The organism is Paenibacillus silvae, from assembly GCF_014639235.1.
GTDB classification, from domain to species: domain Bacteria; phylum Bacillota; class Bacilli; order Paenibacillales; family Paenibacillaceae; genus Paenibacillus; species Paenibacillus silvae.
Window position 1 is genome coordinate 70,307 of sequence record NZ_BMFU01000008.1, and the last position, 25,796, is coordinate 96,102.

A 25,796-nucleotide genomic window follows, 5' to 3' on the forward strand; every position below is an offset into this window, starting at 1 on the left:
TCCTTAATGAAGGCATTCATGTAAGCATCTTTTTTACTCATGTATTCTTGCTCTTCCATTCCCGATACCATGACTCCACTTCATGACCAGGTCGTACACCGGCATCTTGCTGTAATGCTGCTGCCAGTTGATTGTATTGAGCAATCACCGGATCTTTATTGCCTAACTGGTCGTACAGCTTCATTAAAGAAAGGCTGACTTCCTCCAGCATCGGATCAAACTGCTGCATCTGATGATACAACATCAGGGCCTCATTGGGATGACCCGATTCAATGTAATAATGCGCAAGCTTCAATGCATGATTCTGCCAAAGCGCATGCAAACGTTGACGTTCAAGCTCCGCCCATGCGTAGTCATCTTCACCAAAATATTTTCCTTCATATTGATCCGAAACATATCGATGTGCAGCGAGCGTCGATGGTGATAATGCAGACAATCGGTTAAGGCGGCTCTCCCACTCTTCCGCATCAATCCTGAATTCACCGGTTTCCAAAATATAACCAAATTGTTGATAGCGAACCGATATCCGGTCTTCACCCATGAATTCGTTCATCATTCCGCGTAAACGATGGATGCCACTGTGCAGATTGGTTATACCTTTCCTCTCATCCAATTCCGGCCACAACAGCTCAAGCAGTGTGTCCCGCTTGATCGGTTTATTGCGATGATGGAGCAAATACGCAAATAACTCTCTAATTTTGGTCGTTCTGAACTTCAAATGTTTGGGCGGCTCATTCGGATGCAGCTGCACCTGGAGCATGCCCATGCAGCGGATCACCATGCCTGCCTCTTCCTCGTTTTCTGCCATATTCAAGTGCGCAGGTACAGCTCTGCGTTGATACATCTTCATCGTTTTATCCAAACGGCTTCGCGTTACAGGCTTCATAATATAATCCAGCACTTCAAGGCCATAGGCCGTTAGTGCATGTTCGTTATATGCTGTTGTAAAAATAACTTCCGTCCTCGGGGAAACCTCGTGGATTCGTTCGGTTGCCTCAATTCCGTTCATTCCCGGCATATGAATGTCCATGAAAACCAGGTCAGGCAGATGCTGCTTGATTTGTTCTATCGCTTCTTCTGCCTTCAAAAAAGCACCGATGACCTCGCAATCCTCTCTCTCGACCAACAATTTATTTAACCTGCTAAGAGCGAGATTTTCATCATCTACCAAAATCACTCTCATATGCACAGCCCTCCGACTCGCTTGATCATCCTTTAATCTATAATTTTACCATAAACTCAATATTGAGAACGCTGCCAAATTGGTAATTCAGTTTAAAATTTCGGATCAAAAAAGCCCACGATTGAACATGACGAGGCAGGAGTTGGATGAAACGTGTCGAAAACTAACTCTGCTATGAAACCATTAACCCATTTGAAAATACCTAGATATGTCGTGTTGTCGCTTATATTTCTAACCGTTCTACTTAGCTTTCGCTGGATATGGTCTACCGCTTTTGCTATACCCGATCATCCAGAACCTGTTCGAGGGGTGTTGGACCTTCGCGGGTGGGATCTTGACGATGCTTCACCGATTTCGCTTGATGGAGAATGGGGGTTCACCCCTCATGCATTGATCTCTGGTGGAGAGGATACAAATACGTATTCAGTTATGGGTTCGGACACGTCTTCCACATGGATTCAAGTACCAGGCGACTGGCGTAATGCGTTACAATCACAATCTACTTCATCGTTCGGATATGGAACGTACCAGCTTCGCATACTGCTAGACCCTTCGGTGAGGGAAGTCTCTCTTTGGGCTCAGAAAATTCAGACTTCATCCATCATCGAGATCAACGGAACGATTGTGGCCAAATTCGGCCAACCTGCCAGCGATGCCGGAAGCTATCGACCGGAAAGGACGGCATTTGTAACGACTTATACCCCAGGCGAGTCAAGTGAACTCACTTTACTTGTGCAAACAGCCAATTTCGATGATCCGTTCAGCGGAGGCATCACACGTTCACTGTACTTTGGTTCTCCTGAAGCAATAGGCAGTGAGCGAAATTTATCCATTGATCTCCAGAAAATAACGTTCGCCTTACTGCTTCTGCACAGCCTGTATGCTTTTGTCATGTTTCTGTTTATCCGAAAGCAGCGGGCGCTGCTCACCTTTTCTTTATTAACACTGGTAACAGCCCTGACGGTTGTATCTGACCATGACAGCCTGTTGTTAACCTGGCTGCCCTTAAATTTCACCTGGATAGTTAAAGCGAAAGCGATATCCTATGCATCGTTTGCCCTTTTCCTTCTCATGTTGGCAAGAAGCTTCGCCAATCCCGTTCAAGGGCGTAAGCTCTTTCTCACTTATGCCAGCGTGGTGGGAGGATATCTATTATTTTTGCTGATTGCTCCCGTAACGCTAGTGTACCACGCACTTCGGACTCAGGTCCCTGACTTCCTGTATTTGTTTGCTATTGGCTGGTCTGTGTTCCTGTTCTTCAAAATGGCCGCTGCAAAACAAAGTGACGCAAGCTTTTTGCTGTTTGCAGCAATGAGCAGTTTTTCCAGTGTGCTATGGGGCATCGTGAATTCACACAATGAAATCACCAATGTATATTATCCGATTGATGTCATTGCAGCGATATTCGGCTTCGCAGCCTACTGGTTCAGGAAATATTTCCGCAATTCCACTGAAATTGAAGAACTGTATGAACAGCTCAAAGTGGAGGATCAGCAGAAGGATCAATTTCTGGTGAACACAGCGCATGAACTGCGGACTCCCCTGCATGGAATCATCAACATTGCCGAAAGTATTGCGGTACGCGAACAGCGTCAATCCGGAGCACAACATACAGAGGACATGAAGCTGTTAGTGAACATCGGAAGACAGATGTCACAATTGATTGATGACCTTCTGGATGTCATTCGTCTGCGGGAAAAACGCATCACACTGCAGAAAAAACCGATATCCCTCGCCTCTGTCATCTCCGGCGTCATTGGTATGTTCCGTTTTATGGCGGAAGGCAAACGAGTTCAGATCATCGTGGATACTCCTGAAGGATTACCGCTTATTCAGGCGGATGAGCGACGACTTGTTCAAATCCTGTACAATCTGCTGCATAATGCACTCAAATTCACAGATGAGGGTGCTATTACCGTATCGGTCAGAGCAGATAAAAACAGCGTCATCATGCAAGTATCGGATACAGGAACCGGAATCAGCGAAGAGTTACAAGCCCGGATATTCGAACCTTACGAGCAAGGCACAGCTCAAGCGCGTTTGAGTGGAGGCATTGGACTCGGCCTAAGTATCAGCAAACAGCTCACAGAGCTTCATGGCGGTGAACTCACCGTGCAGTCCGTGCTTGGACAAGGATCTGTTTTTCAAGTCTCGCTGCCGCGAGAAGATACATCCGACATATCCGATCAGGCGGAGCCGCCGCAATGGGGGACTCAATATTACGAGGAAGCTGCTGTGAGTGCGAGTGAACAACAGCATCCTGTCCTGCATGGGAAGACGACTGCCACTGTCACTGCCCGTATCCTCGCTGTCGACGATGATCCTGTGAACTTACGTGTGCTCATCTCAATGTTATCGAGTGAATCCTATGAAATACAATCTGCAACTTCAGCGTTAGAAGCGCTTGAGTTGTTGAATTCGCAATCCTGGGATTTATTAATTGCGGATGTGATGATGCCTCATATGTCCGGTTATGAACTGACAGAGAATGTACGTAAGCGTTACTCCGTATCCGAGCTTCCCATTCTGTTGTTAACGGCCCGCAACGAACCCGCTGATGTTTATGCCGGGTTCATGGCAGGTGCTACCGATTATGTGACCAAACCTGTTGATGCCGTGGAGCTGAGGCACCGCATCGGTTCATTGGTTGTGTTGAAGCAGTCCATTGATGAGAGACTGCGCATGGAAGCTGCTTATTTGCAGGCACAGATCCAGCCTCATTTCCTGTTCAACACACTCAATTCAATTATGATGCTCAGTGAGATCGACACAGATCGGATGCAGCGTCTGGGAGATGCTTTTATCGAATATTTGCAGACCAGCTTTCATTTTGTGAATTCGGAGAAAATGGTGGAGATCACCCATGAGATAGACCTTTCCAAAGCCTATCTCTACATTGAGAAGGAACGATTCGCGGAACGGCTCACCGTGGTCTGGGACATTCCGGAAGACATCGATGTGATGCTGCCTCCACTCACCATCCAGCCGTTGATTGAAAATGCTGTTCGCCATGGTGTCCTCAGCCAAGTGGAAGGTGGGACGGTGTGGATACGCATCGTCACCCAAACCGCCGGTACACTGATCGAGATTGAAGATAACGGCTCAGGCATGCAGCCGGAACAGATTGAACGAGCTTTGGCATGGCCTAAACCCAGTCCGTTAGAGCCTGGAGGCATTGGTTTAACCAACACCCATCGGCGCTTGAATCAGCTCTATGGCCAGGGTTTGACAATTGTCAGCTCTCCTGGACAAGGGACGAAGGTTTCCTTTTTTATTCCTGACCCACTAGACTCTGATTCGTTTTAAGCTGGAGCGCAAACAAACCACAAAAAGCTGAGCCTGGACTTGATCCGGACTCAGCTTTTTTTTAATTTCTTACTTAATTGCTTTTTCGCTTTATTTTCTCGCTTTAGGTTGCACTTTATCCATTACACATGCAGCGTCTGCTTCTCATCGGACAATCCCAGCGCCTTCGCTGTAGACTGGTTGATCTCACGCAGCAGCTCCACATTCTCTGCAAGGGAGATGCCGTAAGAAGGAATCATTTCTTTGATCTTTGGTTCCCATGCCTTCATATTTTGCGGGAAGCAGCGCTCCAGAATCTCCAGCATAACCTGAACGGCTGTCGATGCACCCGGGGATGCACCAAGCAGAGCAGCTATGGAGCCATCTGCCGCAGTAACGACCTCAGTTCCGAATTGCAGCGTGCCTTTTCCACCTTGAACGGTGTCCTTAATGACCTGAACACGCTGACCCGCCAGCACCATATCCCAATCCTCGCTTTTTGCGCTCGGCACGAAATCACGCAGCTCCTTCATACGCTGCTCCTTCGTTAGCATGAGCTGTTGAATGAGATACTTGGTCAAGGAAAGCTCCTTCACCCCTGCCGCCAGCATCGTTAACAGATTGTGCAGCTTCACCGAAGCGATAAGGTCTGCATTTGATCCGGTCTTGAGGAACTTAGGTGAGAAACCGGCAAATGGTCCAAACAGCAGTGACTTCTGGTTGTCGATATAACGTGTATCCAGATGCGGCACCGACATCGGCGGTGCACCTACCGAGGCTTTACCGTATACTTTGGCATGATGCTGCTCAACGACTTCCGGATTTTTGCACACCATGAAAATGCCGCTTACCGGGAAGCCCCCGATATGCTTGCCTTCCGGAATGCCCGATTTCTGCAGCAGATGCAGGCTTCCACCGCCCGCACCGATGAACACAAATTTCGCCCGGTGGCGCTCAACGGCTCCGCTCGTCAAATTTTTCACAGTCAATTCCCATGATTTATCGCTCTTGCGTTTCAAGCTTTTCACGCTATGTTTATAGTGGACTTCCACTTTTTGTTCCTGTAAATGTTTTAGCAGCATGCGCGTTAAAGCACCAAAGTTAACGTCCGTGCCGGAGTCAATTTTGGTTGCTGCAATCGGCTCGTTGCTTGTACGGTCTTTCATCATCAGCGGCATCCACTTCGACAGCTCTTCCCGGTTGTCCGAGAAATCCATGCCTGCGAACAGCGGATGGTTCGACAACGTGTCGTATCGTCTTTTCAGAAACTGTACATTGCTTTCTCCATGCACATAACTGAGATGGGGAATCGGCATAATGAAGTCCCTCGGGTTACGAATCAGACGACTGTTCACCAGATAGGACCAAAATTGCTTGGAAACCTGGAACTGCTCGTTCACCTTAATGGCTTTGCTAATATCTACGGTTTTGTCCGGCCGTTCAACAGTATAGTTAAGTTCGCACAGCGCAGCATGCCCCGTTCCGGCATTGTTCCACTCATTCGAGCTTTCTTCTCCTGCGGTGGCTAGCTTCTCAAAAACCTTAATATTCCAGTCTGGTGCCAATTCTTTCAGCAAAGTTCCCAAAGTTGCACTCATAATTCCGGCACCGATCAAGATTACATCTGTACTCGTTTGTCCCTGGCTCATGTTTACCGTCCTTATATCCTATATTTGCCAAAAGGATGTAAGCGTTATCGATTTGGCATTGGCTGCAAGCCCACTTTTCACGGGTTTACGCCTTGTCTGAATGAATATAACCTTGAACTAGTGTATCAATAATAGTGAGCAATTTAAATATGCAATTTCAAGATATTTGCTATTCCTTCAGTATACGCTAGTTTGCTGCGGTTCGTTAGCCCGGTTATAGGCCTGAAAGATTTATTTGTTCAAAGCAAAGAAGGAACTCCGTATATGTTGAAAAAAAGACCGAAAGAGCCGTATGCACAATCACTCTCGCATCACGGCTCTTATTATAGAAAGAAGTCAGCCCGCAGACGTATACAAGCTATGCCTTCAAAATATCGAGATGAGCTCCTTCGTATACGGATGGCGTTCCTCGGCGAACAACGTATCTGCACCAAAGCGGTCCACAATGCCTCCTGACTGCATGACCATGATTCGCTGACTCATCCGGTGCACCGCCGCCAGATCATGCGAGATGAACAGGTAGGACAAGCCGAGCGAAGTTCGCAGGTCAGTGAGGAGCTGCAGAATCGATCCCTGTGATATGACGTCCAGACTGGCTGTCGGCTCGTCCAGAATGACAACATCCGGCTCTATGCCGATGGCTCGCGCAATCGTAACACGCTGCCGCTGACCGCCGCTTAATTCATGCGGGTAGCGGCTCGCCAGTTCACTCGGAAGCTCTACCGCCTCTAGCAGCTGGCGGATGTAAGCTTCCTTTGATGTATAGGTGAAGTGAGCGAGCTTGGCGTCCCGGCCGAGCTGCTCATAAGGGTCGATCAGGGACGCACCGATGGTGAGCTTCGGATTCAGTGCGGCGGATGGATTCTGGAAAACGATCTGAATGCGGCGGCGGTGAGGACGCAACCGGCGTCCATCCAGCCGGGCAATGTCATGCCCCCCAAGCTGGATGGTGCCACAATCCGCATCCTCGATGCGCAGCAGACAGCGGGCCAGTGTGCTTTTGCCACAGCCACTCTCTCCGACAAGACCCAGGCATTCGCCATGGTTCAGGGTGAACGAGATATCGTTTATGGCTGGATGTTCCGCACCAGCATAGGTGCGAGCGAGCTGTTCCACACGCAACACAACTTGGCTGTCTTGGCTTCTCATTCTGCACCCACCTCCTTCAAACCGGACTTCAACTCATTACTCAGCACAGGAGCTGCTTCAATCAATTGGCGTGTATATTCATGCTGGGGATGATCCAGAATACGATGTTTGCCGCCTGATTCCACGATTCGCCCTTCTTTCATGATAGACAAGCGGTTCGCATATCGACGCACATGCCGCCAATCATGTGTTATGAACAGAATTGCACAGCCTGTCTCGGCCTGTTTGCGTGCGAGCAATTCAAGCACGCGATGCGCGGACATGCTATCCAGCGCGGTTGTGGCCTCGTCAGCAATCAGCAGACGCGGCGAGAGCATCAGCGAGGTCGCGATGGATGCACGCTGCAGCTGACCGCCGCTCAGCTGGAACGGATAGCGGCGAAGCAGCTCCGGGTGGAGTCCAACAGACTCCAGCGCTTCTGCGGCACGCTTTTTACGGACCGATGCCGATTTCTCCCCATGCACCTTCTGGTATTCATCAAAGTGTCCGCCAATGCTGCGGAACGGTGTGAACGCTCCCTGATAGTCTTGAAAAATATAGGATATGTCACGTCCACGCAGTGCACGCATCTCCTTCGGCTTCCATTCGAGCAGGTTGCTGCCCTCGAACAGCACATATCCAGACGTGCGCAGATTAGGCGGTAGCAGTTGGCCGATGGCCTGCGAGAGCAAACTTTTGCCACTGCCGCTCTGCCCGACGAGCGCCATGAATTCCCCTTCGCGGACGGCAAGGGACACGCTGTCCACAATCGTCCGCTCGCGGCTGAAGATGCTCAGTTCCTCGATGGAGAGAATCATGACTGCACCTCCTTTTTCACATCAAATCGGTCTCTCAGGTAGTCGCCCAGCATATTTGCCAGCAGCACAACCGATACAATTGCCAGCCCCGGGAAAACCATCAGCTCAGGTCTGGATTGGAAGTAAGGACGCGAGTCGTTCAGCATCGCTCCCCATTCGGGTGTTGGCGGCTGTGCGCCGAGTCCGATGTAGGATAAGGATGAGATCAGCAGAATGATTTTGCCGAGATCCAGACTCGCCAGCACCAGCACATGACCTGCAATATGCGGCAGCAGATGTTTGGTCATGATTCGAGCATCGGACAACCCGTTTGTCCGAGCCACACGGATGTAGTCCTTTTGCGACTCGGATAGAACTGTACTTCGAACCAGACGAGCGTAACTCACCCATTTCACGATAACAATCGCCAGCACCAGATTGCCGACCCCTGCTCCGAGCAGACCGCTCAGCACAATGGCGACAATGGTATCCGGAAAAGCAAGAAACGCATCTGCAATACGCATGAATAACTTGTCAATCCAACCGCGTTTGTAGCCTGCGATCAGGCCAAACGGAATGCCGATAATTAGTGCTGCGGCGAGCGCAAGCAGACTGTACCCGAGCGTCTGACTGCCGCCGAGAAGCAGACGTGTCAGTACATCACGGCCCAGATGGTCGGTGCCGAGCGGGTGAAACGCGCTCATCCCCTGCAGCCTGCCGCGCAAGTCGGTGAGGGTGGGATCATGTTTTAAATATACAAAGGCATATAGGGAGGCCACGATAACGAGCAGTGCAAACAGCATGCCGATGATGGCCTGCCAGTTATGCTTTTTTGTTTTGGCAGACGGCATATGCAGTGGCATTGTTTTCATCGGAGGGCCTCCTTTTCCTTCAGTTTCATCTCGGGATTTAAATAACGGTACGACAGATCAACTGCGGTATTCACCAGGAATACGATAAGGGCCATGATCAGGATATATCCCTGAATCAATGGATAATCGCGCTGGCGGATAGCATCGACAACCAGCTTGCCGATGCCCGGATAAGCAAACAGCACTTCAATGACCACAACGCCGCCAATCAGACTGCCCAGACTGACCCCAAATACCGTGATCACTGGCGGCAGACTATGCCTGAAGGCATGCAGGAAAAAGATACGCCCCTCCGATAACCCTCTGGCCCGGGCAGACCGTACGAACTCCTGACTTAGCGAGTCGAGCAGACTGGATCGCAGCAGACGCACATAAACGCTGGAGATGGCAAGTCCCAGCGTCAGTGATGGCAGTACTAGTGAGGTGAAGCCGTCCCGGCCCATCGTTGGTAAACCGCCGAATCGTACCCCGAACAGGTCAATCAGGATCAGACCCAGCCAGAAGCTGGGCACGGCTGCACCCACGATGGACAGGATGCGGCTGCCCTGATCGATCCAGCTGCCCCGATAGAGTGCGGACAGGGAACCGAGCGGGATGGCAATCATCAGCATGACCAGCAGTGCACCAAACGTTAGCTCCGCTGTTGCTGGCAGCGCACGCATAAGTGTCTGCATCACTGGCTGGCCTGTAGAGTAGGACACCCCAAAATCCATTTTCACAAAATCAAGCAGCCAGCGGCCAAACTGCACCGGAAGTGAGTCATTGAAGCCCATTTCCTCCCGCAGCGCTTCGACTTGCTCCTTGCTGACGGATAGTTCTTCAACGTTCAGGATGGTCAGTACCGGATCACCGGGAGCCAGCCGAACGAACAGAAAACCGACAAACATAATGAAAAGCAGAAATACAAATACCTCCAGAAACTTGCGAAGCAAAATGCGAAACATTACATCACATCCAGCTTGTTCGTAATCATGTAATATTCACTGCGTGTAGTAACCCAATTCTTCACCTTTTTACCGTTGTAAGCTACAATCGTAGCCGGATGCAGCACGAAGGAGTTCAGCACGTTGTCATGTACATAATTGGCTGCTTTTTCCGCCAGTTCCGCGCGTTTCTGCGGTTCAACCGTAAGATTGAGCTCGTCGATGATCTTGGTCAGGGCCGGGTCCTCCGATCCACTGAAGTTCAGCGCACCCTTAGGATGGTAGGTTGCATTCAGATAATAACCAGCATCCCCACGCGGAGCGGTCAGATTACTATAGGTGGCGATATCCCAATCCCGGTTGGAAGCCATATACTCTTCCGGCGTATCAATCTGGCGAATCTGCACATCAATGCCAATTTTCTTTGCATCGGACTGGAATACCTGGGCGATCAGTGGCAGATCAGCGCGTGACGAATAGGTGAGCAGTGTCAGCTTGAGTGGTTTGCCGTCTTTGCTCATTACACCGTTTTGCTGGGTGTAGCCGGCTTCACCAAGATATTTTACAGCGGTATCCAGGCCCGTTTCTTCTGCTGTATGTGTATATTTAGGCGCAAACGGCAGCGATGGCAGGAACGGGCCAATGGCAGGCTCACCATAACCGAGCAGAATCGTATCGACGATGCCTTTGCGGTCAATCAACGCATCCAGCGCACGGCGAACATTCACATCCTTGATGCTCTCCCGCTGCATATTCATCGTTAACTGATGCACGCGGAACGTGGATGTGGACTCGACTTCTAACCCGTCAATTGCTTTAAGGGATTCCATGCTTTCCACTTCCGGGCGGTAGACAACATCGACCTGTCCAGATTTCAGGGCAAGGGATCGCGCATTGGCATCTTCATTAAACGAAAACGTCACGGAATCCAGCGGCGAGGCCCCGTCCCAATATGTATCATATCGTTCGAGCTCCAGCTTGCTGCCTGGCGTAAAGGATGTCAGCTTGAACGGTCCTGTACCAATAGGCTTGTTCACGATGTCCGGTTCACTAACGTAAATAACCGCTGTGTTTGGGTTAACCAGCTCGGAGGCAAACTCCGGGAAAGGCTGGGTAGTCGTAATCTCAAGCTTGTTCCCATCTGCCTTGATCGTATCGATCTTCAGTGTGTTCTGGATGGCTACGTTCTCTTTCAGCGCCCGCTCCAGCGATGCTTTAACCGCTTCTCCCGTCATTGGTTTCCCATTCTGGAACGTCACATTGTCGCGCAGGTTGATTGTCCAGTGCTGACCATCTTTACTTTCCCAGCTCTCGGCAAGCCATGGGGCAACCGTCAGATTGTCCTCATCCAGACGCAGCAGCGTTTCCGTAATTCCCGCACGCAGCGGTACATAACTAGAATCCACATGCGGATCAAGTGAGCTGGTGGAGAAGTTATATAGGAAGTGAACGTTTTTCTCGGCTGTGTTATTCATGGTATCCTGCGCGGCAGGACTAGATGTGGATGTCTCACAAGCACTGAGCAGTACAGCTGTACTCAGGGCCAGGGAGATTAGCACCAGCAAAGGCTTCTTTTTCTTAAACAAGGTAATACCCCTTTCTCTTCAATATAAATATTAACCTTGACAATAATCGTAAAAATTACTATTTAAACAATGAATTTTATCTTATCGTAATGATTACGTTTTGACAAGAACATTTTGGTTGATTGAACTCAAAAAAATCCGTCTCTCCAATGAGAGCGGATTGGGTATGTTTTTTGTTTCATATGGAGTAGAAGGTCAGCATTCATCCTCTAATTGAGGCAGCACTTAATTTTCCTGCGGCCTGAGACAACTGTATTGAGTTCCTAAATGATAATGCAACTTTACGTCAATCAATAACAAAGGTACATTTTCCAATAATTCTATTTTTTACAGGAGACGCATCCTTGGCTGATCACCAATTTCTCTGCAATATGTTTTTGGACTATACCTGGGTAGCTGTTATTTCATCTGCATGAGTAATTAAGCGTTTTGGAGCGTACCTCTGAATATTGCTCGCAAACGTTTTGATCCACTTGACTCGTGGTTATTGGAGATAATTCAGTAATTTTAGTCCGCTCCGGCGCAGAACACAATTAGGTTGAGGAACAAATAATTCGAGAGTGCTTTCCAGTAAAAAACTCAAGTGGATACCCAATTTGGATTTGCATCGTATCCCGCATTTCTCACGAAAGAACTATTCGTCCCAGTATGTCCAAGGATCTTTTCTTGCGAGTTCTTTTCATCGAATCGCCCTCCGTAATAACTACTTCATCCTGTTTTTAATTTAAAGAAAGATGTATATGAATACAATCAACATTTCAATTAAAAGTAAATTTAGTAATTTTAAGAAATTCATTAAACAGAAAGACAAAATATAACGTCCATAAAATTCAAAATATAATAGTAAATAAGTATTATTTACAAATATTTATAATAAGGTATAAAATATATGTGTAATTTAATCAAAAGTACTGTTAAGGGAGGAGGTGGCTGTATTGAATTTTAAAAGACCTCTTGTTGCTTTGCTTTCTGCAGTTGCGTTAATAGTTATTCTCTCTGCATCAGTTTTTGGGGATAAATCTGATACAAACGAATCTGATGTTACCCAAAAAGCTCAGGAGTTATATCCAGTTAATGAGTCTGGACAAACTTACGGGAAATCTTTGGATCCATTAGTGGCACCTGATTTGGTCTTTGCGAAAGGTGTTGATGGTAAGACCGGTTATGTACTTTCATCAGATCTTATTGGTTCTGATCCTGCAACACCCGAAGAAGCAGTTAAAAGACAGTTGGAACAAGAACAAGGGAACCAACTAATACCGCTATATGACAAAGACGGTAAAACAGTTATTGGTCAATTTGAAATCACAACAACTGAATAAGACTTGCATCCTAGAGAATCTGCACAATTTACATTATTTGTATTTACCTGTATATATCACAATCAATTTTCTATCATCATACTAAATGAATGGAGAGATTCTTTTGAAAAACTTATTCTCTGGATTTTCTAGGGTGTTACTAGCAGTGAGTTTAGTTAGTTTATTTAACCTATCTCCTGCAAGTGCAGCAAACTCAGACAAACAAGAAGCTACTGTCAAAGGCTATACATATGTGTACTATTCTCAGTCTAGTGACTCTACTTCTCCTCCGTACTATGCATATACCACTATTGCTAGTAAATATAGTGACGAGAAGATCCCTGCTGGTTATATGGGTGCGCAAGCAAGGGTCTACGATTCGAACGACACGCTTAGAGCTTCTGGACAGACTGAATACTCCACCTCTGAACAGCTTGTTTTTACAGTTTCTACGGGCACTAGTACAAAAGGATCTTATTATAGCTATGGTCTTGTAAAAATGTACACCGGAAATGGATATACAACCAAATATGCTTATAAGTCACCTATCATCACCATTAAAAGTTTGAACTCCACTCCTACATATAAAGTAAACAAAAATGGCGAAACATATGGATCCGGTAACTTAGCGGCAACAATTGGTTATGAACCTGATCTTATTTTAGCGAAGAATGATGAAGGGATTGAAGGGTATGTTCGTGCCAAAGAGCTTTTCCCTGATTATAATTCTCCTGAGGAAGCTTTAGCCGCAGAAAATAATAATTTGAGTTCAATCAATCTTTATGATAAAGATGGCGAAACAATCTTAGGAAGTTTTCAGATCCAAGCTTCAGTTGAGAAATAAGATAACAAAGGTGAATTAACGAAAAAAGATCCACATTAATTTGTGGATTTTTTTTACTAATTTCGTATTTCTTCTAAAATTAAAAATCTCTCGTAATACTTACATGATCTACTTGTGTTGGAATATTTCCTATATAGGTGAAAATAATTAAAATTTCTAACGGGGCAAGATAAAAAATTGTTCAGAACCAAGACCATCATAAACCTCAACATATACTGGGTACTTGTGCATTTTGCTTGTTTTGCCCCAGATACTTAGAATATCTACTCGAATCAAGATATAGTCATAACTCCCCGAGATTCTTGCTATTCTCTCCGAGTCTTCAGAAAGGTTCTATTGCGGTATACATCGGCACTGCTCTTTTATACTCATTACATTATCAAATGAGATCATACTTTTATGTCCAGGTACTTTTGTTCGGGAAATATGGATTCCTTGAAGGCATGCATTGCACCATAAATCTAAAAAAACCTACTCTTGAACTCATGTCTCCTTTTACGTATTCACCTTCTCAAACCACACCCCGCTCCAGCATCCCGAACTCCACCCGGTTACGGCCCTTCTGCTTCGCCTGATACAGTGCCTTGTCTACCGCATCAAAGAGCTGGACCAGATACCCTTCGCCATCCTCGGGCACATGCTCATACGCAAAATCCTCAATGGACAAAATACCGATGCTGATCGTAATGGATACACTGCCGCTCTCATGGTTCACCGCCATACGGTTAGACTCGACAGCTTTCCTTACACGCTCCGCAATCTCAATCGCGAGGCCATGCTCGGTATGCGGCAGGTAGATCATGAATTCCTCTCCACCATAGCGGGTAAGAATATCCGTACTGCGCACAGAACCACGAACTGCTTCTGCGGTACGTACAAGCACTTCATCTCCAATCACATGACCATAATGATCATTGATCGCCTTGAAATGGTCGATATCCAGCAGCATCAAGGAAAAAGGCGTTTTATATTGCAGGTTGGTGAGCACTTCATGATTCAAATGCTGTGTCAGGTAGCGACGGTTATAACACTGTGTCAGACTGTCTGTAAGCACCAGCTCCTCCAGCTTGCGATTGGCCTCGGACAATTCATGGCGAATCCGGTCAAGCGCCTGATTGCGTTCTTGCAGCGTCTCGTTCTGCCGGTGCATCGTTCTGGCATAGAATCGCTCCTGAGATACATCCTGAAATGTGAGCAGATGTCCGATCGGAACCAGCGCAGCATCCACAATCGGAGACGATTGCACGATGAAATGGCGCGCCGCCTTCCCCTGCTCCATGACCACTTCGATCTTGGAGAATATATTTTTTTTCAACCGATATTCATTTAAAAACAGCTCTGCTTCTACCCGGTCCTCAATATGCACCCCGGCCAGAAATTCCTCCATATTCCACAAATCGCCCGCATACCGCTGAATAAAAGACTTGGAGGCCTTGTTCACCTCAACAATGACTTCGTTCTCATCCAGCACCAGGATGCCATACGGAATCGTATTAATGACGTCCTCATGGGCGATAGAGACGAGGTCGAAGACGTTGTACCTTTTGATCACATATACAAAGAACAGATCGGAAGAGAAAATCCCCAAAGACGTCAGGCCCGGAATAATCGGCAGCCAGCGGCTCAACAGCACATTCAGAACGGCATCCAGTGTTGCAAACATAGCCAGAACGAAAATTCCCCAGAGGGTGATCTTGACCTGTTTTTTAATCATTGAAGGCGTCTTGGACGAGAATACGGCCCGAAACATAATCACAAGCGAAACCAGGAAATAAGACACCAGAATACACATGACAACCCAGAACCATGGCCCATAAGCACGCTCAATGTATTCTCCCTTTAGCGGCATGACAAAATCATGCCAAGGATTCGCCACAACCCCGATCGCTCCAATCACAGCGGGCACAAACAGAAGAGCAAGCCTGGAATTGCTCAGCCTTTCTGCATACCCCGTAATAAAAAGCGTCAACAACAGCCAACCACTGCCTAGCAAAGAGACGGCGACAAACGCCAGCAAAACATAAAACAACTGCAGGTCCGGATTATCGGTTAACGTCACCGCAAACTGACAGAACGGCCACATCATCATCAAACCGTGAAACAAAAAATAAACTTTATGTAAATTGGTAATTCTAGCCGTAACAAACACATACACGCCCACACCGAACAATAGCACGAACAACGAAAGATCATACCACACTAATGGGTTCACGAATCTTCTCCTTCTTGGATGCGACAATCATTCCATGGTTAATCAGGAATCATTCCGACATGCTGCCAAACGTCGATACTTCAATAAAAATCTATCTAAATGGATAAATCTGCTGTGCTTCTATTTTTCTAATGGTTAAATTACCCATATCGTACCACACCCCTGATACGCTGAGTAGCCCATTGACTGGAAGCTCGACCAACCTCTGATTGAAATCACGATCTATTTTGCACTTTCATGAAGGATTTTGAAGGCTATAGGCCAGAAAAAACGCCCAGCTTCAACTGAGCGTCCTCCAGCGTGGAACGGGATAAGTGATCTATTTTATTGAAAAGATTCAAACAATTCGCGCAAGTAATCTCTCCGCCCATGCAAAATCCGATGTATAACAATCGTTTCACCAAGAAGTCGATAAAAAACGAGATAGGGTTCCGCAGTTATAAAACGATACCCTCTTGATATCAGGCTATATTCGTCTTCTTGCAGTACCGATCCCATATTAGGAAAGTCAGCAAGGTTACCAATGGAGTTATCAAGCTTCTGTAACATGTTTTCTGCGGCGGAAGCATTCTCATGTGATATATACGAAAAGATTTCGTCTAAGTCATCTACAGCAGCTGGAGAATAAATAATTTTACTTTTTGGCTTCATTTATTTTTCTCCGCATTCTAGCCATGACTTGGTCATGATCAAGCAGTTCTTGACCTTCAGCAACCTGTTTTTCCGCAACCAACAACTTGGATTGAAGCTTGTATCTAGCCTCCATTCTTCGGTATGCTTCATGGCTCATTACGACCAAGTCTGCTTCTCCGTTACGTGTCAGGACAACTGGTTCATCTAGCTCATGGCAAAATTTCGAAAAGCCATTATAATCTTGGCGAATTGTAGTAGAAGGCTTTATGTGCATAATCAAAACTCCTTCCTCTCATAACTTTATTCTGACTATATTATATCATTATAATATGTGAACTTTCTAATTCATTTTTTTCATAAAAATCCGTTTCTTCCTTATGACAGCGGCTCATTGTCCGAGAACAGATCCGGGTTTTCCTTCAGCATCTCCGTAAGCACCTCGGTTGTTCTGGCGGCATCACATACACTCGCAACCGCATCACCGAAGCTGCCTTTGTGCATGGCTCCTGCTTGAACCAGTACCTCATCTACTTTCCAGAAATGCTCTGACCAAGATAAACCGCAATGTCTGCGGGAGGGCACTGAAATCTGCCTTCCATCCGGCAAAACCGTATAAAGCATCTCATGATCATCGGTCATCCTGCCAGGAATATCGACCCATTCCTCAATACCATGGATAAACGTATTCCGTTTCAGGTCCACGCCTACCAGGAGAATTGTCGCTTTGCGATCGAGCAGCTTGCCCCATGCAGAACCACGTGCACACGGCGTATCGAAGAGATGATCGTCCTGTGTGAACGCCCGCGCATCTTTCCCTAAAGCGGCTACCGAGTGAGTCGGATGCCAGGAACGGATAACGTTAGCACGTTTGCGGAATAATTCCGGCAGAATGCCAACACAGCAGGAAGAAGTTTCCACGTGGAACATTGGGTTGTCTTTGTTAATGGTTGACCATGTATGTGTGGGCAGCACCAGCAGCCCGTCCTTCATATAGTCGCTCAGCGCATCCAGCACGGTACCTGCTCCGCCTTCCACATCGCCCATACTCTTCATGGAGGAATGCATCAGTAATGTGCCATGGCGATCTATGCCCAGCGCCTCCAGCTGAGCCGTAAGACTTTCATATGTATGTGTCATATTGAAATAAACCTCCTTAAAAATAGAACGATTTGCCGCAAAATAAACAAAGGACCGAGATTATCTCTCGGTCTCTGGATATGCATTTTTTATACGGCAAGTCACTGCTCGCGCCATGTCGTATATGACTGGCAAGCTTCATCTTGTTATAATCTGATCATACTTCAGGTACAACGGGATTACAACTATTTGATTACAACGTACTCCAGATTCACCAGCTTCGCATACGTGATGATCTGATCTGTCGTCAGGTTCAAGGATACAACGGTATGGTGTCCACCGCCGTTTTCGATCCAGGCTTTAACTCCGTCCTGGAAGTTCGGCTTCACTGTCCACAATACACGTGCAACTGGCAGATTTGGTGCTGGTACAGTTGGTTCGAAGGCGGATACTTCGTTAATCAGCAATTTGTAATGCGTACCGAAGTCTGCCATGGATACCACAACACCCTCACCGGCTTTACCGTCAAATACGAGACGAGCCGGGTCTTCACGATCGCCAATACCGAGTGGAGACACGATGATTCTTGGTTTCGTGCTGGCGAGTGTCGGGTCAACCTCAAGCATGTGCGATTGCAGAATCGCTTCTTGACCCGATGCCATTTCATATGTGTAATCTTCCATGAAGCCTGTGTTTTCATTGTGAGCCATAATTTTCAGCAAACGATCCAGTGCGGCTGTTTTCCAGTCCCCTTCACCCGCGAAACCGTAGCCTTGCGACATCAGGCGTTGTACCGCCAGACCCGGAAGCTGCTTCATGCCATGCAGGTCTTCAAAGTTGGTCGTAAAGGCTGTGTAACCGCCGTTATCCAAGAATTTTTTGATCGCAATTTCATAGCTAGCTTGCACACGTACGCTAGCTTCCCATGCTTCCTTGCTGTTGGTTCCATAATCGAACTCATACAGGTCTGCATATTCGGAGATCAGCGCATCGATTTCTTGCTCAGTTACCGCGTTCACGTACTCTACAAGATCACCGATGCCATAGTAATCTACCGTCCAGCCAAACTGGATTTGAGCTTCAACTTTATCCCCTTCGGTCACACCTACGTTACGCATGTTGTCGCCAAAACGAGCGACTTTGATATTAAAGCTCTCGTTGTACGCAACCGCCACGTCCATCCAGTCTGCAACCTGCTGCTGCACTTCCGGACGCTCCCAGTAGCCCACAACGATTTTATTTTGTTTTCTCAAGCGCGCATTAATGAAGCCATACTCACGGTCACCGTGCGCTGCTTGGTTCAGGTTCATGAAATCCATGTCAATTGTCGCCCATGGAATACTCTCGTTATATTGCGTTGCGAGGTGAAGAAGCGGCTTCTGCAGCAATTTGGTGCCGCGAATCCACATTTTTGCTGGCGAGAAGGTGTGCATCCAAGTGATTACACCCGCTACTTCGTCACGGTAGTTGACTTCTTTCATAATGCTGGTGATTTTGTCTGCCGTTACAGCCAGGTCTTGCAATACAAGCGGGTAAGGCAGTACGCCACTCGCGTTGAGGGCATCTGTAATTTTCTGTGCGTTTGCTTTAACCTCACCAAGTGCCTCTTCTCCGTACAAATGCTGGGAACCGACGACGAACCAAAACTCTTTTGCTGCTGTTGCTGACATGGAATCATCCTCATTTCATTAGATTATAGTTGGATAGGTTGGTTACACCTAGTCACTCCGATTGCAGTTGGATAGGTTGGTTACACCTAGTCACTCCGATTGCAGTACCATCTTTCGATCGCTGGTTATCCTCGGATTTCTCTACATTCCCCTCTAAAGGGGAAAATCCGATGATAAACGCGAACGCTTCGCTTCTACAGATTGGTTCTTCACTCTCCGTTAGTGGTGTAAAAAGGGTTATTCAACTTCGGGTTGGGCAGGGTGGTTACACCAGGTCACTACGCAGCCAGAACAATCTTCCGATCGCTGTCATCCCCAGATTTCTTTGAATCCCTTATATGAAGGGGAACTCCGGTGATAAAGGTGAACGCTTCGCTTCTACAGCTTTTTCTGTCTGCTCCGTTAATGGTGTAAATTTACTTCTGGCCGTAGTACGCGTCCTTGCCGTGTTTGCGCAGGTAGTGTTTATCCAGAATGCCTTGCGGCAGTTCTTTCGCAAAGTTGTTCAGCTGACGTGCGTACAGGTTCATTTTGCACACTTCCTCCAGTACGACGCTGTTCACCACGGCCGACTTGGCATCCTTGCCCCATGTAAATGGCGCATGACCATGCAGCAGCACAGCAGGAATCGCCATTACATCCAGTCCACGCTGTTCAAAGGTTTCAATGATCACACGTCCTGTCTCGGCTTCGTATCCACGATCGATCTCGTCCTGAGTCAGGAAGCGGGCACAAGGAACTGCCCCGTAGAACGTATCCGCATGTGTTGTACCCATGACAGGCACATCCAGACCTGCCTGTGCCCAGATGGTTGCCCATGTGGAGTGCGTATGCACAATACCGCCGATTTCCTTGTAGTGTTTATATAACACAGCGTGGGTTGCTGTGTCCGAGGAAGGTCTCATCTCCCCTTCAACCACATTGCCGTCGAGATCGACCACAACCATGTCGCTGGCTTTCATTTTGTCATAATCGACTCCGCTTGGTTTAATGACGAACAGACCGCTTTCCCGATCAATCGCGCTGACATTGCCCCAAGTGAATTTCACCAGTCCGTGCTTGGGCAGCTCCAGATTGGCCTCGTATACCTCTTGCTTCAGTTGCTCTAACATGTTCAGTTTCCTCCGTTCTCTACCAGATGCTCTACAGCGGCGTGCTCAATGGCAAGTCCGCTTCGGTAGCGTTCGATAAATGCTTCGAATCCCTTTACATCAGCTGCTTCCGGCGCCACTTCGACCCCTTCCACATCCTTGAACACCTTCTGCTCCAGGAAAACGTCCAACGTTTCTTGCTCACCTTTATTTTTCAGGTACGACGCGAGCAAAGCCATTCCCCATGCCCCGCCTTCCCCGGCGGTAGACATTACCGATACCGGAACGTTCATAGCCGCGGCCACAATTCGCTGTCCCACCACAGGGGTCTTGAACAGACCGCCATGCGCCAGAATGCTGTCGATCGCTACTTGCTCCTTCTCGGTCAGAATGTCCATGCCGATCTTGAGCGCGCCGAAGGCACTGAACAGATGAGTACGCATGAAATTCGCCAGGTTAAAATTGCTTTCCGGGGAGCGGACGAACAACGGACGTCCCTGCTCCAGTCCTGTAATATTTTCGCCGGAGTAGTATCCATAACTGAGCAATCCGCCCCCATCCGGGTCGGCCTCAAGTGCCTTGTTAAACAATACGCTGAACAGCTTGCCGGAATCGGCCTCCATGCCCATCGCCTGAGCGAATTCGCGGAACAATCCGATCCACGCATTCAGATCACTGGAGCAGTTATTGGCATGCACCATACCGACCGGACTGCCATCTGGCGTAGTCACCATATCAATCTCGGGATATACGCTGGACAGCTCTTTCTCCAGTACGATCATGGCAAATACCGATGTGCCCACCGAGATATTCCCTGTGCGTTTGCGTACACTGTTTGTCGCAACCATACCTGTTCCTGCGTCACCCTCTGGTGCACACAGTGGAATACCGGCAACCAGCTCTCCTGACGGGTCAAGCAGCTTCGCTCCAGCTTCCGTGAGTGAACCTGCATGATCGCCTGCGAGATATACTTTAGGCAGCAAATCCTCGACCTTCCACGGATAACCTTTGCCAGCGATATGCTCATCAAACTGCCGGATCATCGCCGGATGGTAGTTATGTGTTGTCTCATCAATCGGGAACATACCCGATGCATCGCCAATACCAATGGCCTTGTTGCCTGTAAGCAGCCAGTGGATATAACCCGCCAGCGTGGTCAGGTAATCAATACGGGATACATGCTCTTCTTCATTCAAAATGGCCTGATACAGATGCGCAATGCTCCAGCGCTCCGGAATGTTAAACTGCAGCAGCTCTGTCAGCTCGCGTGCAGCCGCACCCGTCGTTGAATTGCGCCATGTACGGAAAGGTACAAGCATCTTCCCTGCCTGATCCAGCGCAATATATCCGTGCATCATCGCCGAGAAGCCAATGGAGCCCACGGTTGTCAGCGAAGCGCCATACTTCTGCTGCACATCCTGCTTCAACTCACGATAAGCCGTTTGCAGCCCAGTGATGATATCCTCCTGATTGTACGTCCAGTACCCGTCCTTCAGCTGGTTCTCCCATTCATAACTGCCCGAGGCAATCGTTTCAAAATGCTCATCAATCAAGACCGCTTTAATACGCGTTGATCCAAGCTCAATTCCAAGCGAGGTCGCACCCTTGGCGATCGCCTCTTCCACATCCATCTGACTCGTCACTTCCGAATATCCCCTCTCTGGTCGCCATTTACGTCCTAAGAATGGCATCTAATCAGCTGCAAACTGTCACACAACACAGCTCTACTTACGTTCATGGCTATATTCTATTTCAGCATTCCAAGAATGCGCTTTCCTTTTCTGACAGCCTTAGTATATTTTTTGTACGTACATTTGTCAATGAAATATACAAGTTATACTCACAATAGATGGATATGATAAAATATGTGGTTACATCAATGAATTTTTGTAAATTCATACTGTATAAATGTTAGGTTTAATTCGACAAAGTGCATTCTGGTTGTACGTATCTTTTGGTAAAATGTACGGTTTTGCTTGCAAGTAAAACGAATCATGCTAGAATATGTACGTACAACTTGAACGTTTCATTCAGGAATACAGCAGCTCTCCGTATCGTTCTGCGACCAGAGTGCTTGCGCCGTACCCTTTTAGTTCAATATATATAGAAGATACAACGAAAGAAGTGGACCTTGTGAAGCCTAAATACCAAGTCATTATTGATGATATAAAAAGCCATATTCTATCTGGCACATACACCGTTGGTGAACAGATTCCTACGGAATCGGCATTGCAGGACAGCTACAATGTGAGCCGCCAGACGGTACGGAAGGCCATTTTGGAGCTGTCCAACGAAGGATTTTTACGCAGCGAAAAGGGATCGGGCACCTATGTCAGTCATCAGTACCGCTCGCGGACGGGCGGCAGCACTTCCAAAAAGACGATCGGTGTCATCACCACCTATATTTCGGATTACATCTTTCCATCCATTATTCGCGGCATCGAGCGTCGTCTGAATGAGGACAACTACTCTCTATTGCTCGCCAGTACCAACAACGATGTTGCACAAGAAAAAAAGGCACTTGAGATGATGCTGTCCTACGGTGTGGATGGTCTGATTGTTGAGCCGACGAAGAGTAATCTGTACAACCCGAATATTGCGTACTACCTTTCATTTAAGGAGCAGGATGTGCCGTTTGCGATGATTAATGCGTTCTATGAGGAACTCGAGGTACCCTTCTTCTGTCTGGATGATGTGCAGTCCAGTTATCTCGCGACCCGGGAGTTAGTCTCCAAAGGTCATACCCAGATTGGCATCATTGCCAAAATGGACGATCTGCAGGGCAAGTACCGAATGAAAGGGTACATTAAGGCACTGGGCGAAGCAAAACTGCGGTTCAGCCCTGAGCATGTGCTCTCATTTGATACCGCATCGAAGCCTGATCTGTCCGCGAATGTGACAGCCTATTTGCAGGAAAATCGGGATGCGCTCACCGCGATTGTCTGCTACAACGATGAGGTCGGGCTGGAAGTGGTGCATGCCTGTCGGCAGCTTGGCATTTTAATCCCGGAAGAACTGTCGATCATTGGTCAGGACAACTCCTACATTGCCAAAAACGCCAATATCCGTCTTACTACCCTCACTCACCCCCAGGAGCAGATGGGCAGTGACGCTGCCGATTGGGTGATCCGCAAGCTGCAGGGCAAGAAGGACCTGCCCAACCAAACCTACTATCAGCCTGAACTGGTGGAGGGTGAGACGGTGAAGGAGATGGAGATGGAGATCGAGTAAGCAAGTATTTTCATGATATACCTATACTCCTGCCCTTCCTTGCCCTTATTACTACTCTACACCGCAAGCACAGAAGATTTTGTGAGCCATTAGTAAGTGATATAATGAATGGGTTACGGAGTAACATATATCTTACGGATACCGTACAGATTCAAGTTTAGAGCAATACAATTCAGAATAAAAAGAGCTCAGGAGGTGATATCGTCATGGTTGAAACGAACGGCCTATCACAACCAGCGCATCTGTCACCTGTGGACTTGAACAGCATGCGTGCCAAAACCTTGGGAGATTATCTAAAATCACGACGCGCACGGCTTCAACCGGAGCAGGTAGGACTGGCCAAGACTTATAGGCAACGCCGGACACCTGGGTTACGCCGGGAAGAGGTTGCCATATTGGCAGGAGTTAGCGCAACATATTATACGTATCTGGAACAGGGTCGAGAGGTAGCCGTCTCTCGAGAAGTTATTGAGAGCATCGGCCGGGCTCTTCAGTTGTCTCCCGACGAGTACACCCATCTGCTCGGCCTATGGAATGGCAATGAACCTGGGATGGCGCCGCCAATTACCTCAGAGATCACTCAACCTTGGCAGGAGATTGTGAATCAGATGGCTTTTCCTGCGTTCATCACTAACGATCGTGCCGAACTGCTTGCCTGGAACACATCTGTCGACAAGTACCTACTGGACTTCACTTCACGTGTGCCAAAGCAACGTAACATGATATCCAGCCTGTTTACAGATCCTGAAATGCGCGCTCGAATTCTCAATTGGGAGGAGATGGCGGCACATTCTGTTGCCATATTCCGTACCTCATACGACAAATATGCACATGATCCGTGGTTTCCCCAGTTTGTAGACAATCTTTCCAAAGAAAGTCCTGAATTTGCATCGTTGTGGGAGCTGCACCGAGTAGAGGCAAAACGGGTTACGCGCGTATTCTACCAACTTCCTGACCAGGATCAAGTAAATATATACGATATTAAATCTCTATCCTTCACCCTGGATCATCCGGATCTGCATCTGTGCATCTATTCTCCAGTCAAGGGACAGGAACCTTAAATCTCCCTAATCTCTTCTCTTCCAAAATTCGATTTATCTACTCTTCATTACCACAGTAGTTCTATACAAGACAACCGAAATAATACCTCATCCTGGTACTGCCGTTACTAGTATAAGCATGCTGTGGTTGGGATCGAAACTGCGAATTAGAATAGGATCATGCCTTAAACATAACGATGAAGGTACAATATTCTCGAATTTGCAGAAAAGAGGGATGTAGGGATGGAATTTACTAATCGAATGATGAAACGGAAGTTAGGTTCACTTGGACTCGAAGTATCCGCACTGGGACTTGGCACTATGATGATGCCTGACAACGAGGATTCTATACGCACCATTCATGGCGCACTGGATCAAGGAATTACCTTGTTTGACACAGCTGATATATATGGGGAAAATTTCATGCCACAAGGACTGTTTGGAGGTAACGAGCAACTGGTGGGTCGAGCCCTGAAAGGCCGTCGTGATCAAGCCGTCCTGGCGACCAAATTCGGCATCGTATCTCCAACCATGAAAGTACTCGGGCACCCAGCGTATGTCAAAAAATCAATTGATTCCAGCCTGCTTCAACTGGGCACAGATTACATTGACCTGTACTATCAGCATCGCGTTGATCCGGATGTCCCCATTGAAGAAACAGTCGGCGCTATGGCTCAACTCGTACAGGAAGGTAAAGTCCGCTTCATTGGTCTTTCGGAAGCAACCGCGGATCAGATCCGGCGGGCACATGCCATTCATCCCATCACGGCGGTAGAAACAGAATACTCGCTCTGGAGTCGCGAAGTAGAGGATGAGGTGCTGCCTGTACTGGATGAACTGGGTATCGGTTTTGTACCCTATAGTCCCCTCGGACGCGGATTCCTGACCGGACAGATTCGGACGTTTGATGATCTGCCTGCGGATGATTACCGCCGCTTCTTCCCCCGTTTTCAAGGCGATAATTTCAATAAAAATCTAGAGGTTGTTCGTCTCATTGAACAGCTTGCCGCACGAAAAGGCTGCACTACGCCTCAACTCGCCCTAGCCTGGCTGCTGGCGCAGGGGGATCAGATCGTACCTATTCCCGGTACAAAACGTCTGGATCGGCTGCAGGAGAATCTTGGTGCATTGCAGGTAACGATCACACTAGAAGAACTGGCTGAGATTGAACAAATCTCTCCAAAAGGGTTTGCAGCAGGCGAGCGCTATCCTTCGTTCTCGTAAGTCAGAGTACAAAAGGAAGAAAAGGAAATAAGGCTGCCGAGGGGCAGCCT

At 47.7% G+C, this 25,796-nt stretch carries 20 protein-coding genes; 6 read left to right on the plus strand and 14 right to left on the minus strand.

Translation table 11 applies throughout. The features are described 5' to 3' along the window. Nucleotides 1-37: 37 nt before the first annotated feature. Nucleotides 38-1,183: a response regulator gene (locus IEW26_RS22195; RefSeq protein WP_188593940.1), complete on the minus strand. Its 1,146-nt coding sequence runs from the start codon at nt 1,181-1,183 to the stop codon at nt 38-40. A gap of 153 nt (nt 1,184-1,336) precedes the next feature. On the opposite strand from IEW26_RS22195, the gene IEW26_RS22200 reads away from it, so the two are divergent. After that, on the plus strand, nt 1,337-4,489 hold the full coding sequence (locus tag IEW26_RS22200; protein ID WP_308423557.1) for a hybrid sensor histidine kinase/response regulator: 3,153 nt from the start codon (nt 1,337-1,339) through the stop codon (nt 4,487-4,489). A 122-nt stretch (nt 4,490-4,611) separates the two neighbouring features. Here IEW26_RS22200 and IEW26_RS22205 read toward each other — a convergent pair whose 3' ends face one another. The 6 genes from IEW26_RS22205 to nikA all read right to left on the minus strand — a co-directional run bounded on the left by IEW26_RS22205 (nt 4,612) and on the right by nikA (nt 11,423). Continuing rightward, nucleotides 4,612-6,117: a malate:quinone oxidoreductase gene (locus IEW26_RS22205; protein WP_188593941.1), complete on the minus strand. Its 1,506-nt coding sequence runs from the start codon at nt 6,115-6,117 to the stop codon at nt 4,612-4,614. 366 nt (nt 6,118-6,483) lie between these two features. Further along, on the minus strand, nt 6,484-7,266 hold the full coding sequence (locus IEW26_RS22210) for an ABC transporter ATP-binding protein (RefSeq protein ID WP_188593942.1): 783 nt from the start codon (nt 7,264-7,266) through the stop codon (nt 6,484-6,486). Then, the gene (locus IEW26_RS22215; RefSeq protein WP_188593943.1) at nt 7,263-8,063 is read right to left on the minus strand and encodes an ABC transporter ATP-binding protein; all 801 of its coding nucleotides are present in this window, start codon (nt 8,061-8,063) and stop codon (nt 7,263-7,265) included. Before IEW26_RS22215 ends, IEW26_RS22210 begins: the two co-directional genes overlap by 4 nt. Further along, a complete protein-coding gene (nikC, locus tag IEW26_RS22220; RefSeq protein WP_188593944.1) occupies nt 8,060-8,914 on the minus strand; it encodes a nickel transporter permease in 855 nt (284 codons plus the stop codon). Before nikC ends, IEW26_RS22215 begins: the two co-directional genes overlap by 4 nt. Beyond that, nucleotides 8,911-9,858, minus strand: coding sequence for a nickel ABC transporter permease (gene nikB / locus IEW26_RS22225; RefSeq protein ID WP_188593945.1), 948 nt, complete (start codon nt 9,856-9,858; stop codon nt 8,911-8,913). Before nikB ends, nikC begins: the two co-directional genes overlap by 4 nt. Beyond that, nucleotides 9,858-11,423: a nickel ABC transporter substrate-binding protein gene (nikA, locus tag IEW26_RS22230; protein ID WP_188593946.1), complete on the minus strand. Its 1,566-nt coding sequence runs from the start codon at nt 11,421-11,423 to the stop codon at nt 9,858-9,860. Before nikA ends, nikB begins: the two co-directional genes overlap by 1 nt. 935 nt (nt 11,424-12,358) lie before the next feature. Here nikA and IEW26_RS22235 point away from each other — a divergent pair. After that, entirely contained in the window at nt 12,359-12,745 is a 387-nt protein-coding gene (locus tag IEW26_RS22235) for a hypothetical protein (protein WP_188593947.1), read from the plus strand. 103 nt (nt 12,746-12,848) lie between these two features. Continuing rightward, nucleotides 12,849-13,568, plus strand: a complete 720-nt coding sequence (locus IEW26_RS22240) for a hypothetical protein (RefSeq protein WP_188593948.1) — start codon at nt 12,849-12,851, stop codon at nt 13,566-13,568. Nucleotides 13,569-14,079: 511 nt separating this feature from the next. On the opposite strand, the gene IEW26_RS22245 is transcribed toward IEW26_RS22240, so the two are convergent. The 7 genes from IEW26_RS22245 to IEW26_RS22275 all read right to left on the minus strand — a co-directional run bounded on the left by IEW26_RS22245 (nt 14,080) and on the right by IEW26_RS22275 (nt 21,882). After that, a complete protein-coding gene (locus IEW26_RS22245; protein WP_188593949.1) occupies nt 14,080-15,780 on the minus strand; it encodes a histidine kinase N-terminal 7TM domain-containing diguanylate cyclase in 1,701 nt (566 codons plus the stop codon). Between the two features lie 324 nt (nt 15,781-16,104). After that, nucleotides 16,105-16,431 (minus strand): type II toxin-antitoxin system RelE/ParE family toxin, encoded by a 327-nt coding sequence (locus IEW26_RS22250; protein WP_188593950.1) that lies wholly within the window; start codon nt 16,429-16,431, stop codon nt 16,105-16,107. Beyond that, nucleotides 16,415-16,687 (minus strand): type II toxin-antitoxin system Phd/YefM family antitoxin, encoded by a 273-nt coding sequence (locus IEW26_RS22255; protein ID WP_188593951.1) that lies wholly within the window; start codon nt 16,685-16,687, stop codon nt 16,415-16,417. Before IEW26_RS22255 ends, IEW26_RS22250 begins: the two co-directional genes overlap by 17 nt. A gap of 101 nt (nt 16,688-16,788) precedes the next feature. Beyond that, nucleotides 16,789-17,550, minus strand: coding sequence for an AAC(3) family N-acetyltransferase (locus IEW26_RS22260; RefSeq protein ID WP_188593952.1), 762 nt, complete (start codon nt 17,548-17,550; stop codon nt 16,789-16,791). Between the two features lie 185 nt (nt 17,551-17,735). Beyond that, nucleotides 17,736-19,160: an L-arabinose isomerase gene (gene araA / locus IEW26_RS22265; protein ID WP_188593953.1), complete on the minus strand. Its 1,425-nt coding sequence runs from the start codon at nt 19,158-19,160 to the stop codon at nt 17,736-17,738. A 416-nt stretch (nt 19,161-19,576) separates the two neighbouring features. Next, on the minus strand, nt 19,577-20,272 hold the full coding sequence (locus tag IEW26_RS22270) for an L-ribulose-5-phosphate 4-epimerase (RefSeq protein ID WP_145405064.1): 696 nt from the start codon (nt 20,270-20,272) through the stop codon (nt 19,577-19,579). A gap of 2 nt (nt 20,273-20,274) precedes the next feature. Further along, entirely contained in the window at nt 20,275-21,882 is a 1,608-nt protein-coding gene (locus IEW26_RS22275) for a xylulokinase (RefSeq protein WP_188594042.1), read from the minus strand. 502 nt (nt 21,883-22,384) lie between these two features. Here IEW26_RS22275 and IEW26_RS22280 point away from each other — a divergent pair. The 3 genes from IEW26_RS22280 to IEW26_RS22290 all read left to right on the plus strand — a co-directional run bounded on the left by IEW26_RS22280 (nt 22,385) and on the right by IEW26_RS22290 (nt 25,746). Continuing rightward, on the plus strand, nt 22,385-23,482 hold the full coding sequence (locus IEW26_RS22280) for a GntR family transcriptional regulator (RefSeq protein ID WP_188594043.1): 1,098 nt from the start codon (nt 22,385-22,387) through the stop codon (nt 23,480-23,482). A gap of 206 nt (nt 23,483-23,688) precedes the next feature. Beyond that, on the plus strand, nt 23,689-24,543 hold the full coding sequence (locus tag IEW26_RS22285; RefSeq protein WP_188593954.1) for a helix-turn-helix transcriptional regulator: 855 nt from the start codon (nt 23,689-23,691) through the stop codon (nt 24,541-24,543). Between the two features lie 240 nt (nt 24,544-24,783). After that, nucleotides 24,784-25,746 (plus strand): aldo/keto reductase, encoded by a 963-nt coding sequence (locus tag IEW26_RS22290; RefSeq protein ID WP_188594044.1) that lies wholly within the window; start codon nt 24,784-24,786, stop codon nt 25,744-25,746. The last annotated feature ends 50 nt before the right edge of the window (nt 25,747-25,796 follow it).